The organism is Streptomyces albidus (ex Kaewkla and Franco 2022) (genome assembly GCF_013870515.1).
GTDB classification, from domain to species: domain Bacteria; phylum Actinomycetota; class Actinomycetes; order Streptomycetales; family Streptomycetaceae; genus Streptomyces; species Streptomyces albidus.
Genome location: NZ_JACBXA010000166.1, coordinates 1 through 13,364, shown reverse-complemented (window position 1 = coordinate 13,364; position 13,364 = coordinate 1). Strand labels below are relative to the sequence as shown.

14 protein-coding genes are annotated in these 13,364 nt (G+C 68.4%); 5 read left to right on the top strand and 9 right to left on the bottom strand.

What is annotated here, in order from left to right:
• Nucleotides 1-236: 236 nt before the first annotated feature.
• Nucleotides 237-932, bottom strand: coding sequence for a DNA-3-methyladenine glycosylase (locus H5J26_RS21440; RefSeq protein ID WP_181767551.1), 696 nt, complete (start codon nucleotides 930-932; stop codon nucleotides 237-239).
• Between the two features lie 165 nt (nucleotides 933-1,097).
• On the opposite strand from H5J26_RS21440, the gene H5J26_RS21435 reads away from it, so the two are divergent.
• On the top strand, nucleotides 1,098-1,880 hold the full coding sequence (locus H5J26_RS21435; protein ID WP_181767550.1) for a sporulation protein: 783 nt from the start codon (nucleotides 1,098-1,100) through the stop codon (nucleotides 1,878-1,880).
• Nucleotides 1,881-1,916: 36 nt separating this feature from the next.
• Here the strand turns inward: H5J26_RS21435 and H5J26_RS21430 are convergent, their stop codons facing one another.
• Nucleotides 1,917-2,357, bottom strand: a complete 441-nt coding sequence (locus H5J26_RS21430) for a barstar family protein (protein WP_181767549.1) — start codon at nucleotides 2,355-2,357, stop codon at nucleotides 1,917-1,919.
• A 113-nt stretch (nucleotides 2,358-2,470) separates the two neighbouring features.
• On the opposite strand from H5J26_RS21430, the gene H5J26_RS21425 reads away from it, so the two are divergent.
• Together H5J26_RS21425 and H5J26_RS21420 are read left to right on the top strand one after the other, a co-directional pair.
• The gene (locus H5J26_RS21425; RefSeq protein ID WP_181767548.1) at nucleotides 2,471-3,010 is read left to right on the top strand and encodes a YbhB/YbcL family Raf kinase inhibitor-like protein; all 540 of its coding nucleotides are present in this window, start codon (nucleotides 2,471-2,473) and stop codon (nucleotides 3,008-3,010) included.
• Nucleotides 3,011-3,424: 414 nt separating this feature from the next.
• Complete coding sequence (locus H5J26_RS21420; RefSeq protein ID WP_181767547.1) at nucleotides 3,425-3,964, top strand: HNH endonuclease; 540 nt, start codon at nucleotides 3,425-3,427, stop codon at nucleotides 3,962-3,964.
• A gap of 32 nt (nucleotides 3,965-3,996) precedes the next feature.
• Here the strand turns inward: H5J26_RS21420 and H5J26_RS21415 are convergent, their stop codons facing one another.
• From H5J26_RS21415 to H5J26_RS21400, 4 genes are all read right to left on the bottom strand, one after another.
• A complete protein-coding gene (locus tag H5J26_RS21415) occupies nucleotides 3,997-4,764 on the bottom strand; it encodes a sulfite exporter TauE/SafE family protein (protein ID WP_181767546.1) in 768 nt (255 codons plus the stop codon).
• A gap of 74 nt (nucleotides 4,765-4,838) precedes the next feature.
• On the bottom strand, nucleotides 4,839-5,792 hold the full coding sequence (locus tag H5J26_RS21410) for an SPFH domain-containing protein (RefSeq protein WP_181767545.1): 954 nt from the start codon (nucleotides 5,790-5,792) through the stop codon (nucleotides 4,839-4,841).
• Nucleotides 5,793-5,890: 98 nt separating this feature from the next.
• Nucleotides 5,891-6,316 carry an NfeD family protein gene (locus H5J26_RS21405; protein ID WP_181767544.1) on the bottom strand — a complete coding sequence of 142 codons (426 nt, stop codon included), beginning with the start codon at nucleotides 6,314-6,316 and terminating at the stop codon, nucleotides 5,891-5,893.
• A gap of 21 nt (nucleotides 6,317-6,337) precedes the next feature.
• On the bottom strand, nucleotides 6,338-7,129 hold the full coding sequence (locus H5J26_RS21400) for an ABC transporter ATP-binding protein (protein WP_181767543.1): 792 nt from the start codon (nucleotides 7,127-7,129) through the stop codon (nucleotides 6,338-6,340).
• Nucleotides 7,130-7,236: 107 nt separating this feature from the next.
• Between H5J26_RS21400 and H5J26_RS21395 the strand changes: the two genes are divergently transcribed.
• Nucleotides 7,237-8,082, top strand: coding sequence for a hypothetical protein (locus H5J26_RS21395; RefSeq protein ID WP_181767542.1), 846 nt, complete (start codon nucleotides 7,237-7,239; stop codon nucleotides 8,080-8,082).
• A 56-nt stretch (nucleotides 8,083-8,138) separates the two neighbouring features.
• Here the strand turns inward: H5J26_RS21395 and H5J26_RS21390 are convergent, their stop codons facing one another.
• Nucleotides 8,139-8,777 (bottom strand): response regulator, encoded by a 639-nt coding sequence (locus H5J26_RS21390; RefSeq protein WP_181767541.1) that lies wholly within the window; start codon nucleotides 8,775-8,777, stop codon nucleotides 8,139-8,141.
• Nucleotides 8,770-9,939 carry a GAF domain-containing sensor histidine kinase gene (locus H5J26_RS21385; protein ID WP_181767540.1) on the bottom strand — a complete coding sequence of 390 codons (1,170 nt, stop codon included), beginning with the start codon at nucleotides 9,937-9,939 and terminating at the stop codon, nucleotides 8,770-8,772. The genes H5J26_RS21390 and H5J26_RS21385 overlap by 8 nt, the downstream gene beginning before the upstream one ends.
• A gap of 379 nt (nucleotides 9,940-10,318) precedes the next feature.
• Here H5J26_RS21385 and H5J26_RS21380 point away from each other — a divergent pair, with 379 nt between their 5' ends.
• The gene (locus H5J26_RS21380; RefSeq protein ID WP_181767539.1) at nucleotides 10,319-11,008 is read left to right on the top strand and encodes a transglycosylase SLT domain-containing protein; all 690 of its coding nucleotides are present in this window, start codon (nucleotides 10,319-10,321) and stop codon (nucleotides 11,006-11,008) included.
• Between the two features lie 121 nt (nucleotides 11,009-11,129).
• Here H5J26_RS21380 and H5J26_RS21375 read toward each other — a convergent pair.
• Nucleotides 11,130-13,364: ATP-binding cassette domain-containing protein (locus tag H5J26_RS21375; RefSeq protein WP_181767538.1), on the bottom strand; the 2,235-nt coding region annotated here is incomplete at its 5' end.

Genomic DNA, 13,364 nt, shown 5'->3' with positions numbered 1-13,364 from the left:
AGAACGGACACTTCCATCGCAACCCTCTCAGGCCACTCCGGGCGTTTCCCTCTCGGTGTTCACTACTTTAGCGGATTTCCTTGCGGGCTCCTAATCGGAGCCTTCCGGCCGATATTTTGGCGCACCAAAAGAGCGGTCCCGTTTGGGAAATCGTAGGTAGTGTTTGGTCGCATCCGGTGCATCCGTTCGGCTCTAGGCCTGACGGGTCCTGTCCGGTTTCAGCGACTCGGTCAACGTTAGGCCTTCGACCCTCCCGAGTCAAGCGGCTTCCTGCGGACCCGGGGTTGGTGTGGCCGGTATGGGCTCACCGTGGGGTCTCCGCCGATCCAGTAGCGCCACGGGTGAACGGCTCCGGCGCCTCCCACACCTGTACGGGGGCCACTGTTCACACGCTCCCTGTCTGTGGTCTCACCAGTGAGGACTCGGAGGGGAGCCGTCTCCTCCGTGGTGCAGATGTCCGTGCCGTTCAGCGTCTTGTCGACGTCCAGAGCTGTCGCAAGACGGGCCGGGCCCTTGGCCAGTTCCGTGTCCTTGCGTGCCTTGGGGCGTCGCTTGCGGGCATGGTCCTGCCCCGTCAGGACCTCGCCGGCACGGAGCAGCACACCGCTCGCGTGCCCCTCGGGACCGCACACGAGGTTGAGGCTGAACCACATCCCGTAGATGAAGTACACGTACGCGTGGCCGGGGGGACCGAACATCGAGGCGTTCCGCTGGGTGCGTCCACGGAAGGCGTGCGAACCCGGGTCCGCCTGCCCCGCGTACGCCTCCACCTCGGTGATGCGCAGGACGATCCGGCCCTCGTCGCTCGTACGGACGAGGTATCTGCCGAGGAGTTCGGGCGCGACCTCCAGGACGGGGCGGTCGAAGAAGGAACGGTCCAGCGGTGTGTGGCTGTCGTCGTTCCTTCGCGTACGGTCTCGGCCAGCGATCATGCCGCCCGAGGGTAACCGAGCCCGGAGGCTGTGCGTCCGGCCCCGTTGGCGCGATCATCTTGTGCCGGGGCGGAACCACTGGCCGTCGCTGGGCGTAACTCGTAGGCGAGAGCACTCACGAGTTATCGGGAAAGACACACGCAGTGCCTGGGAGGGACTGGAGAGATGGGTTTCAAGAAGCTGTTCGCGAGCTTGGGTGTCGGTAGTGCGTCTGTGGACACCGTCCTGCACGAGCCGAACGTGGTGCCGGGCGGGGTCGTTCAGGGTGAGGTGCACATCGAGGCCGGCTCCGTCGACCAGCAGATCCAGGGGCTGTCCGTCGGGCTCATGGCGAAGGTCGAGGTGGAGACGAACGACGGGGAGATGAAGCAGAACATCGAGTTCGGCCGTCAGCAGCTCGGCGGAGCCCTGGAGCTGAAGGAAGGGTCGAAGCACACCGTCCCCTTCCAGCTGGCGGTGCCCTGGGAGACGCCCATCACGATGTTCATGGGCCAGCAGCTGACGGGGATGAGCATCGGGGTCTCGACGGAGCTGGCCATCGCCCAGGCCGTCGACTCCACGGACATCGACCCTGTGAACGTGCACGCGCTTCCCGCGCAGCAGGCGATCCTGGACTCCTTCGGAGCCCTGGGCTTCCGCTTCAAGACGGCGGACATGGAGAAGGGGCGCATCCGCGGTACGCGGCAGCAGCTGCCCTTCTACCAGGAGATCGAGTTCCTGGCGCCCCAGCAGTTCCGGGGGCTCTCGCAGGTGGAACTGTCGTTCGTGGCCGACGGCAACGAGATGGACGTCGTCATGGAGATGGACAAGACGCCGGGTCTGTTCACCGGGGGCAGCGACTCGTACCGCGCCTTCCAGGTGGATCTGACCAACTACAACCAGACCGACTGGACGGCCTTCATCAACCAGTGGCTGACGGAGGTCGGGGGCCGGCGCAACTGGCTGTGATCACGGGCGCCCGGGGTGGGCTCGCTCGCCCCGGGCTCAGCCCAGGAGCACGGTGAGGGGTGTCTCCCGCACCGCCCAGTAGCCGACGGCTGCCGTGAAGACGTTCACGCCGGTGGCAGCCGCCTGAGTGTCCGCCGCCTCGAAACCGGGCCAGCCCGCGGTCATCACCAGATATCCGTTGGTCTCTCCCCACCAGGACAGGTCGGTGAGCGAGTCGGCCAGCGCGTCCCAGTTCTTGCCGAACCAGTCGGGCAGTTCGAGACCGGTCACGGAACGGTTCATGAATTCGGGCTTGTCCGTCACGTCGGTCAGATCGATCACGGCGGCGGCCCAGCCCGCGGCATCGGCCTGCATCAGGACGTCGGGACCGACGGAATCGCAGCGGTACACCCCGGGAGGCACCGTGCCCTCGAAAAGGCCCGCCAGCCCTCCATCGGGCAGATGTGGCAGTTCGGGCAGGTCCACGGGACTGGTCATCGTCGCACCACCGCTTTGCAGGTCTCGTCGTAGGTCCCATGGTGACAAACGCCGGGACAATGGCTGGTTAGGCTGGCCGGTGCAGCGATTCGCGCCATCAGGAGGTTCCCGAAGTGACCGACCAGAAGCAACCGCCGCTCCCCCACGACTTCCATCCGCCCGTGGCGTCGTTCCAGGTGGTGAGCGACGACGTCTCCGAGGGCGGACGGCTGCGCCCGGAGCAGCAGTATGCGAAGGGGAACATCTCCCCTCAACTGCGCTGGGACGGCTTCCCCCCGGAGACCCGGAGCTTCGCCGTGACGTGCTTCGATCCGGACGCCCCGACAGGCAGCGGTTTCTGGCACTGGTCACTCTTCGACATCCCGGTGTCCGTCACGGAGCTGCCCGCGGGTGCCGCCACCGGTGAGATGGACGGCCTTCCCGAGGGCGCAGTGCACGTACGGAACGACTTCGGTACCCGTGACTTCGGTGGAGCCGCTCCGCCGCCCGGGGACGGGCCGCACCGCTATGTCTTCACCGTCTACGCGGTGCAGGACGAGAAGTTGGGCCCGGACGCCGACGCTTCCCCTGCCTTCGTCGGGTTCAATCTGCGCTTCAAGACGATCGGGCGGGCTCAGTTGATCGGCGTGCACGAGGAGCCTGAAGGGAGCTGATCCCGAAGGCGGAGCCGTAAAACCCTTTGCGCCTCGCCGTCCTCCAATCGCACAGTGATGCCGGGCAGTCGGCACCGCTGTGCGGGGGCGGCGAGGCGCTCGTGTCTGCGCCAGCTGTTCGTCGGAGGCCGGCCGGGGGTCGGACGACCGCGTCGGCTGCCCCTTTCGCTTTTCACGGCCGCGTCCCGTGCCTTTCGCATATGCCTTCTTCACGGGGTTCACGGTGACGCGGCGCTCGATTTCCCTTCCCCGGCTTCCCCTCCCTCGCCGGCATGGAATTGCCTCCCCTTCACAGGTTTGCCGACCCTGGCCATTTCCCGTACAGCGTGCGGAAATTGCGTTGTTCCCGGCTCCGGGCAACGGCAGAGTGGAGCCACCGCCACGGGGGCGGCAGGGAATCGGGAGGTGGAGGGGATGCGGGAGACGCTGATCCTCAATGCCAGCTTCGAGCCGCTTTCGACGGTCTCGCTGCGGCGTGCCGTGGTGCTGATCATGCAGGAAAAGGCAGTCGTCGAGCACTCTCACCCCGGCCTCCGCATCCGTGCGGCGAACATCGATCTGCCTGTGCCGCAGGTGATCAGGCTCTGCAGATACGTGAGAGTGCCCTTCCGACAACGGGCGCCGTGGTCGCGGCGCGGGGTCCTCGTACGGGACCGGCACCGGTGCGCGTACTGCGGGCGCCGGGCGACCACGGTGGACCACGTGGTGCCGCGTTCGCAGGGCGGGCGCGACACGTGGCTCAACACGGTGGCGGCCTGCGCGGCGGACAACCACCGGAAGGCGGACCGTACGCCGGCGCAGGCCGACATGGCGCTCCGGGTGAAGCCGTTCGAGCCGACACCGGCTGACGCGCTGCTCCTGGCGCTCGGGCTGAGGGACGGGGAGACGCTGCCGGAGTGGCTGACGGTCTCCGGGGCGGCAGCCTCCAGGCCCGTGCTGCCCGCGACGGCCTGAAGAAGTAACGCGGCGGGGGGTGTCGGTGCGCGTCAGCGCAGCAGTTGCTGAGCGATCGCCGCCGTACCGACCGCCACGATGATGATCCGGAGTGCGGTCGGCGGCAGTTTGCGTCCGACCAGGGCGCCGAACTGGCCGCCGACCGCGCTTCCGGCGGCGATCAGCAGGACGGCCGTCCAGTTGAAGTCGGCGACGAACAGGAAGAACGCCGCGGCGGTGCCGTTGACGATCGCTCCGAGGATGTTCTTCACCGCGTTGATGCGCTGCAGGCTCTCATCCAGCAACAGCCCCATCAGGGCGAGATAGATGATGCCTTGTGCGGCGCCGAAGTATCCGCCATAGGCGCTGGCGAACAGCAGACCGGTCGGCAGCAGCACGCCCCCGTGGGGACGTGCGCTCTCACCGCGCTTCTCACGCCGGCGTCTGGCGAGGCGGGACAGCCACGGCTGGATGATGACGAGGACCAACGCCACGGCGATGAGCACGGGGACGATGGTGTCGAAGGCGCTCGAGGGAAGCGTGACGAGCAGCGCCGCTCCCCCGATCGCGCCCAGGAAGGCGACGCTGCCGAGGATCAGCACCCGGCGCCGCTGCCCGCTCAGTTCGCGCCTGTAGCCGATGGCGCCGCTGACCGAGCCGGGGACGAGACCGAGAGCGTTGGAGACGTTGGCGGTGACGGGTGGGACGCCGACGGCGAGCAGCACCGGGAACGTCAGCAAGGTGCCCGTACCGACGATGGTGTTGAGGGCGCCCGCGCCGATTCCCGCGACGCAGACTGCCACTGCCTCCCAGATGGTCACGCGAAAGCCCCTCGCTGATCAGTGCCCGACACACTGATCATGCACGAGGGGCGTTCGGCTTGTGCATCCGGGGCTCAGTCGATCTTCGGGCGCTCCCGCGGCGGCTTCACCATGCCCGGTCCCTCACCGCTGCCGCCTCCGCTGTTGCCGCCGCCGGGCCTGAACCCGTCCAGCGCGCCGCCGAGGCCCTTGAGCGCGTCACCGATCTCACTGGGCACGATCCAGAGCTTGTTGGCGTCGCCCTCGGCGATCTTCGGGAGCATCTGCAGGTACTGGTACGACAGCAGCTTCTGGTCCGGGTCGCCCGCGTGGATCGACTCGAAGACCGTACGGATGGCCTGCGCCTCACCTTCGGCGCGGAGAGCCGCCGAGCGGGATTCGCCTTCCGCGCGGAGGATGGAGGACTGCTTCTCACCCTCGGCGGTGAGGATGGCGGACTGGCGCACACCTTCGGCCTGGAGGATCGCCGCGCGCTTGTCGCGGTCGGCGCGCATCTGCTTCTCCATCGAGTCCTGGATGGACGTCGGCGGCTCGATGGCCTTCAACTCGACGCGGTTGACGCGGATTCCCCACTTGCCGGTGGCCTCGTCGAGCACACCTCGCAGGGCCGCGTTGATCTCCTCACGGGAGGTGAGCGTCCGCTCGAGGTCCATGCCGCCGATGATGTTGCGCAAGGTGGTGACGGTGAGCTGCTCGATCGCCTGGATGTAGCTGGCGACTTCGTACGTGGCGGCGCGGGCGTCGGTCACCTGGTAATAGATGACGGTGTCGATGTTGACGACCAGGTTGTCCTGGGTGATCACCGGCTGCGGGGGGAACGGGACGACCTGTTCACGCAGGTCGACCCTGTTGCGGACCGTGTCGATGAAGGGGACCACGATGTTCAGGCCGGCGTTGAGGGTCCGGGTGTAGCGGCCGAAGCGCTCCACGATGGCGGCGCTGGCCTGCGGAATGACCTGGATCGTCTTGATGAGTGCGATGAAGACCAGCACCACCAGGATGATCAGGACAATGATGATGGCGTCCATCGCCGTCCCCCTGCACGTATGTCACCGATGGTGACGTCGGTAAGATCAAAAAAGAAGCTTCGCACGTCAAGTCGCCGTGCACATACGGTTGTTGCCCGCTATCCCATCACGATCGCCGTGGCGCCGTCGATCTCCACCACATCGACCTGACTGCCCGCTTCGTAAGCTTCGCCCGTATCGAGAGCCCTCGCCGACCAGACCTCGCCGGCGAGCTTTATCCGGCCGCCCTGGCCGTCGACGCGCTCCAGCACCGTCGCCTGGCGTCCGCGCAGGGCGTCCACGCCGCTGCTCATCGCCGGGTGCTGCCTCCGCGAGCGCCGGGCCATCGGCTGTACGACGAGGATCAGCGCGGTCGAGACGACCGCGAAGACGAGGACCTGCGCGACCTTCCCCCCGCCGAGCCCGGCTGTCACGGCTCCGGCCACGCCCCCGACGGCGAGCATTCCGAACTCGGGCATCGCTGTGAGAACTAGTGGAATCCCCAGCCCCACTGCGGCAATCAACCACCACACCCATGCATCCACACAGCCATGGTAGGCCCGAGATCAGCTCAGCGGCAGACCTTGTGCCGTCCAGCGCTCGCCACGGTTCTCAACTACGAGCGGGAGGCCGAAGCAGCGCGAGAGGTTACGCGAGGTCAGCTCGGTCTCGAGGGGGCCGGCCGCGAGCACCTGTCCCTGACGGATCATCAGCACATGCGTGAACCCCGGTGCGATCTCCTCGACATGGTGGGTGACCATCAGCATCGAGGGCGCGTACGGGTCACGCGCGAGACGGCCCAGCCGGCGCACCAGGTCCTCCCGGCCGCCGAGGTCGAGGCCGGCGGCCGGCTCGTCGAGGAGCAGCAGTTCCGGGTCGGTCATCATGGCGCGGGCGATGAGGGTGCGCTTGCGTTCGCCCTCGGAGAGCGTCCCGAACTTGCGGTCCAGGTAGTCGCTCATGCCGAGCCGGTCGAGGAAGGCGCGGGCCCGCTCCTCGTCCATCGACTCGTACTCCTCCTGCCAGTGGGCGGTCATGCCGTAGGCAGCGGTGAGGACGGTACGCAGCACGGTCTGCGAGCGGGGCAGCTTGTCCGCCATGGCGATGCCTGCGATGCCGATGCGGGGGCGGAGTTCGAAGACGTCGACCGCGCCGAGGCGTTCACCGAGGACGGTTGCCGAACCGGTGCTCGGGAAGAGGTAGCTGGAGGCCAGGTTGAGCAACGTGGTCTTGCCTGCCCCGTTGGGACCGAGGATGACCCAGCGCTCGCCCTCCTTGACCGACCAGGAGACGTCGTCCAGCAGAGCGTGGCCCTCGCGGACCACGGATACGTCCACCAGCTCCAGTACTTCGCTCATGAGCGCGTTGTCTCCCATTGCAGTCGCCGTTTCCCGTGCCTTGTGGGCACAGTCCCCAGACAAAACCTACGCCACGCGTTCGACGCCCCGTTCCTTAGGCTGGTCTCATGCTCGATGAACATCGTTCGGGGCGGATGGCCGCCTGGGGAAATGCACTCTTTGCCGGGCTGATCTCGCCGGACGAGGCGGCGGAGCGGATCGTCGGGGAGGACGCGCTGCATCGCGTGACGGGGCTGCCGTCGTCCACGGGAGCGGACGCGGAGCCCGAACCGGAGCCCGTCGGTCTGACGCTGGCACTGGGACGGCTGCGGTCGCTGGGGACCGCGGGTCTGCGGGTGGCGCTTCCGGCACCGGGGCACCCGCTGGGGCTGAGCGGTCCGCCGGAGTTCAACTCCCGGGCGCTGGACGCCGGTGAGGCGGTGATCGCGCAGGGTGCGGCCCTCGGCATGACACCCGAGGTCTACGCCGTCGGCCCCGAGGGCGACGTGCACGCGGAGGTGACCTGGCACTGCCAGCCCGTACGGGAGGGGCCGCCCGCGGACGTGCCCTCACTCAGCGAGGCGGAGCGGGAGCTGGCCGAGGCCATGCGGGACGCCACCGAGGTGCTCACCGACCTCGACGTCGCCGGGTCGGGGCCCGTGGCCGACGCGGCGCTGGAGGCGTACAGGGCGCGCATGGAGGCCGGGAGGCGGTTGCTCGCGCCCGGGTATCCACCTCGGGCGGTGCGCGTGCTGGAACTGGCGCAACGAGTGCAGGCGCTCGTGGCCATCGCTCACGGGGAGGACGGCGGGAGCGGCAGCCGGGACGACGGGCGTGAGCACGGCGGTGCGGTGAGCGCCTCGCAGATCGCGGCTCGCGCCGAAGCGCTGCGGCCGGTGGAGCGTACGGCGAGGCGGGCGCAGGTCGCGGCGTACAACGCCTACGCGGAGGAGCTCGAACGCAAACAGGCGTGACCGGCCACCGGTTCGGGCGGAGAGCTGTTCGGCAGCAGCCGGCGTCGGTCGGGGTGTCAGTTCGCCAGCCCGTGCCGTACCGCCCACAGCGCCGCCTGCGTGCGGTCGGCGAGGCCGAGCTTCATCAGGATGTTCGACACGTGCGTCTTGACCGTCTTCTCCGAGAGCACCAGGGCGCGGGCGATCTCCCGGTTGGAACGCCCGTCCGCGATCAGCTCCAGAACCTCCCGCTCCCGGTCGGTGAGCGAGGTGCCGCGGCCGGCCCCGGTGCCCGCCTCGTCGGAGAGCAGCGCACCCGCCACCTCCGGCTGGAGCAGCACGTGCCCGGCGTGGATGGAGCGGATGGCTCCGGCGAGGGCGTCGGGGTCGACGTCCTTGTAGACGTAGCCGGCCGCTCCGGCACGCAGGGCGGGAACGACGGTGCGCTGCTCGGTGAAGCTGGTGACGACGAGGACGCGGGCGGGGTTCTCCAGCCGGCGTAGCTCGCGAAGGGCCTCGATGCCGTCGGTGCCGGGCATCTTCACGTCCATCAGGACGATGTCCGGACGCAGTTCCTCGGCGCGTGCGACTCCCTCGTCACCGTCGGCGGCCTCGCCCACCACCTCGATGTCGTCCTGGATCTCGAGGAAGGTGCGCAGTCCGCGTCGTACGACCTGGTGGTCATCGACGAGCAGCACACGGATCCGGTCAGCCACCGGGCACCTCCAGCTCGACAGCGGCGCCCTTGCCGGGCTCCGATTGCACGGTCAGACGGCCGCCGACGCCGCTTGCCCGGTCACGCATCGAGACCAGGCCCAGATGACGTCCCGCCTTGCGTACGGCCCTGGGGTCGAAGCCGACGCCGTCGTCCGTGACGCGCAGCCGCACCACCGATGCCGCGTAGATCAGGGTGACGTCGACGCGCGTGGCTGCGGCATGCCTCAGGGCGTTGTGCAGGGCCTCCTGTGAGACGCGCAGCAGCGCCTCCTCCTGGGCCGCGGGCATCGCGCGCGGCGAGCCCTCGCTGGTGAAGGTGACCTCTGCGGAGTGCGCGCGGTCCAGAACCTGCGCCTGTGTCCGCAGAGTCGGAACGAGCCCGTCCTCGTCGAGCGCCGCGGGGCGCAGTTCCACCACGGCGGCGCGCAGCTCCTCCGACGCGTCGGCGGCGAGCCGGTCGATCTCGTGGAGTTCCTGCTTCGCCCGTGCCGGGTCGCGGTCGACTAGTGCGGTGGCCGCCTGTGCCGTGAGCCGCAGCGAGAAGAGCTTCTGGGCGACGGCGTCGTGGAGGTCGTGGCCGATACGGGCGCGCTCCCCGGTGATCGTCAACTCGCGGTTGCGTTCGTAGAGACGGGCGTTGGTCAAGGCGATGGCCGCGTGCTGGGCGAGGAGGCGCAGCAGCAGCTCGTCCTCCTCGGAGAAGGCGCAGCCGCGTGCTCCCTCTGCGGCCACGTCCTGCCGGACTCCGGGCGGGCAGCGCTTGTTGGCGAGGAAGAGCGCGCCGAGGACCTCCTCGCCGTCCGCGATGGGCATGCCGAGGAAGTCGGCGAGTTCCGGGTGTGCGCGGGGCCACCCCTCGAATCGGGGGTCGGTACGGACGTCGGCGAGCCTCTGCGGGGTGGCCTCATGCAGCATGGCGGCGAGGATTCCGTGCTGACGGGGCAGCGGGCCGATGGCCTTCCACTGTTCTTCCGTCACTCCGTCGACCACGAACTGGGCGAAGCCGCCGTGGTCGTCCGGTACGCCGAGTGCCGCGTATTCGGCGTCAAGCAGCTCACGAGCCGATTCGACGATCGTCTGCAGGACGTCGCGCACCTCGAGCTGCCTGTTCATGGCCAGCAACGCGGCGCTGACAGCGGCGAATCCCGTGCGTTGGAGCATGCCGTCACGTTACCGGCGGAGGCCTCCGCCGGGATCGGACATATGCCCTGCGGGGCGGGGGGCTGTGGACCTAGGACCCTCAAATCGAGAGCCAGCAGCGTGACTCTGAGTTTATAACTTCTACACACTGCGTAAATGTAATCGGGTGTGTGGTGTGAGTCGCCGCATAGGACCCAGATCACGTACGAGCTTGCTTAGTAGGCGTTGTCTACAGATCGGACGTGCAGCGCAGGCACGTCAAGGCATCCACTCTGCTCCCATTCCACTATCCAGGTTAGTAATGGTGATTTTTGCTCGGTGACTGAACGGCAGCTGATGATGACTGCCGCCGCAGCGGCCACTGTCGCTGCGGTCCGCGAACTGGAAGAGGTTCCTCCCCATGAGCGTTCCCACTCCCGAACGCCACGGCAGGCTGTCCCGTCTGCACAAGATCTCTGCGGCCACCGGTGCCGCGGCAGTTGGCGTGACCGCTATCGCGTTCACTGTCGTGCCAGGTCAGAAGGGCAGCGGAAGCGAGACTGCCGGAGCGGAGGTTGCGGCGAAGCCCATCGCGCTGCAGGCCGCCGCAGAGAGCCCCGCCACGCAGAAGGTGAGCATCGACGCTCAGACCTCCGCCGCGGACGACCGGGCCAGGGCGGACGCCAAGGCCGAAGCGCGGAAGAAGGCGGTCGCGCGGGCCCAGGCCCGGCACGAGGCGGCCGAGCAGGCGAAGAAGGCCGAACGGGAACGTGAGCGCAAGCAGGCTGCGAGCCGCTCCGCGGAGCGCAGCGCGGCCGCGCCGTCCGGATCGCCGAAGGCCATCGCACGGCAGATCATCGGCAGCGAGAGCCAGTTCCAGTGCTTCTCGAACATCGTCGAGCGTGAGAGCGGCTGGAACGTCCACGCGTCGAACCCCAGTGGGGCCTATGGGCTCGTACAGGCGCTGCCCGGCTCCAAGATGGCCTCCGCCGGCCCGGACTGGCGCAACAGCGCGGCCACTCAGGTCAAGTGGGGTCTGGGCTACATGAAGGACCGCTACGGCAGCCCGTGCGGCGCGTGGTCCTTCTGGCAGTCCAACAACTGGTACTGACACCCACGGACCGACGGGCCCTGTCGGCCTCGTACACAAAAGGCGGCGGCCTCCCTCATCGGGGGGCCGCCGCCTCCGTGTTCACATGCGGCAGCGTCGGCGAACCGGCGCCGGAGCTTCGCTACTTGCGCATGACCTCCGGCTCGTGGCGACGCAGCAGGCGCGCGACGACGAAGCCGCAGACGATGGCCATCAGCACCAGCATGCTCATGTCCAGGGCCCAGATCTCCGTGGAGTGCTCCCACAGGGGGTCGAGTTCGTCGAGCTTCTCGCGGTCCCAGGGCGCCATGACATGACCGAGGTCGACCGTGGCGCCGGTGGCACCGACCGCCCAGCGTGAAGGCATCAGCCAGGCGACCTGCTCGACACCGGGCGAGTTGAAGATCTTGAACAGCACGCCGGTGAAGACGACTTGGACGATCGCGAACATCACCAGGAGCGGCATCGTCTTCTCGGCGGTCTTCACCAGCGAGGAGATGATCAGGCCGAACATCATCGAGGTGAAGCCCAGCGCGATGATGCCCACGCAGATCTCCAGGGGCACGGGCATGAGCACGCCCTCGTCCGGCAGCTCGCGCGGGGTGAGCCCGATGGCGCAGATGATCCCGCCCTGCAGCGCGGTGATGAAGCCGAGGACGACGACCTTCGACATCAGATACGCCGAGCGGGACAGGCCCGTCGCCCGCTCCCGTTCGTAGATCACCCGTTCCTTGATCAGCTCTCGCACGGAGTTGGCCGCGCCCGAGAAGCACATGCCGACGGAGAGGATCAACAGGATGGTCCCGGCTGCGGGGTTGAAGCCCTTGGGCGCCAACGGGTTCTTCTGCAGGCCGAGTTCGGCGGGGATGACCGTACTGACCGTGCCGAGGACGGCAGGCAGGATCACCATCAGCGCCAGGAAACCTCTGTCGGAGGCGATGACGGACACGTACCGGCGCAGCAGGGTCCAGAACTGGGAGCCCCAGCTCTGCGGCTTCTGCGTACGTGCCGGTGGCGCCTGCATCTGCGGGAGCTGCTGCGGGGCGACGGAGTCGAGGTCCGCGGCGTACATCTGGTAGTGCTGGGAGCCCTGCCAGCGGCCCATCCAGTCGTAGTCGCGGTAGTTCTCGAAGGCCGAGAAGACGTCCGCCCAGGTGCCGTAACCGAAGAAGTTGAGCGCTTCCTCGGGCGGCCCGAAGTAGGCCACGCCGCCGCCCGGCGCCATCACCAACAGCTTGTCGCACAGGCCGAGTTCGGCCACCGAGTGGGTGACGACGAGGACCGTGCGGCCGTCGTCCGCCAGACCGCGCAGCAGCTGCATGACGTCGCGGTCCATGCCCGGGTCGAGCCCGGAGGTGGGCTCGTCCAGGAAGATCAGCGACGGCTTCGTCAGCAGCTCCAGGGCGACCGAGACGCGCTTGCGCTGACCGCCGGAGAGGGAGGTGACCTTCTTGTCCGCGTGGATGTCGAGCTTGAGCTCGGCGAGGACCTCCTCGACCCGGGCGTTGCGCTCGGCCTCCGCCACGTCGCCGGGGAAGCGCAGCCGGGCTGCGTAGCGCAGCGCGGTGCGGACCCTCAACTCCTTGTGCAGGATGTCGTCCTGGGGCACGAGGCCGATGCGCTGCCGCAGCTCGGCGAAGTGCTGGTAGAGGTTCCGGTTGTCGTAGAGGACCTCGCCCATGTCGGCGGGCCGGTAGCCCGTCAGGGCGCGGAGCAGCGTCGACTTGCCGGATCCGGAGGGGCCGATCACGCCGACCAGCGACTTCTCCGGGACACCGAAGGTGACGTTGTTGAGGATCACCTTGCCGTTGTCGACCTTCACCGTCAGGTGACGGGCGGAGAAGGAGACCTCACCGGTGTCGACGAACTCCTCGAGCCGGTCCCCGACCAGCCTGAAGGTGGAGTGGCCGACGCCTACGGTGTCCTGCGGGGTGATCACGGCCGAACCGGACTTGGGCAGCGGCTGGCCGTTGACGTAGGTGCCGTTGTGGCTGCCCAGGTCGTGGATCTCGAAGCGGCCCTGCGGCGAGGCGCGGAACTCCGCGTGGTGCCGGGAGACCTGGAGGTCCGAGACGACCAGCTCGTTCTCCAGCGCACGGCCGATCCGCATCACCCGTCCCAGCGAGAGCTGGTGGAAGGTGGTCGGACTGCGGTCGCCCGCGCTCTGCTGGTGCGGCGCCCCGGCGCCCTGGTGCGGCATCTGCGCCTGCGGCTGGGCGTGCTGCTGTACGTGCTGCTGCTGGCCCGGGTAGCCCTGCTGCTGGGGCACGCCCTGCTGCTGCCAGCCGGGCTGCTGCGGTTGTTGCTGAGGAGGCTGCTGCTGAGCAGGCTGCTGAGGCGGGTGCTGCGGGCCCCAGCCCGGTCCGCCCTGTCCGCC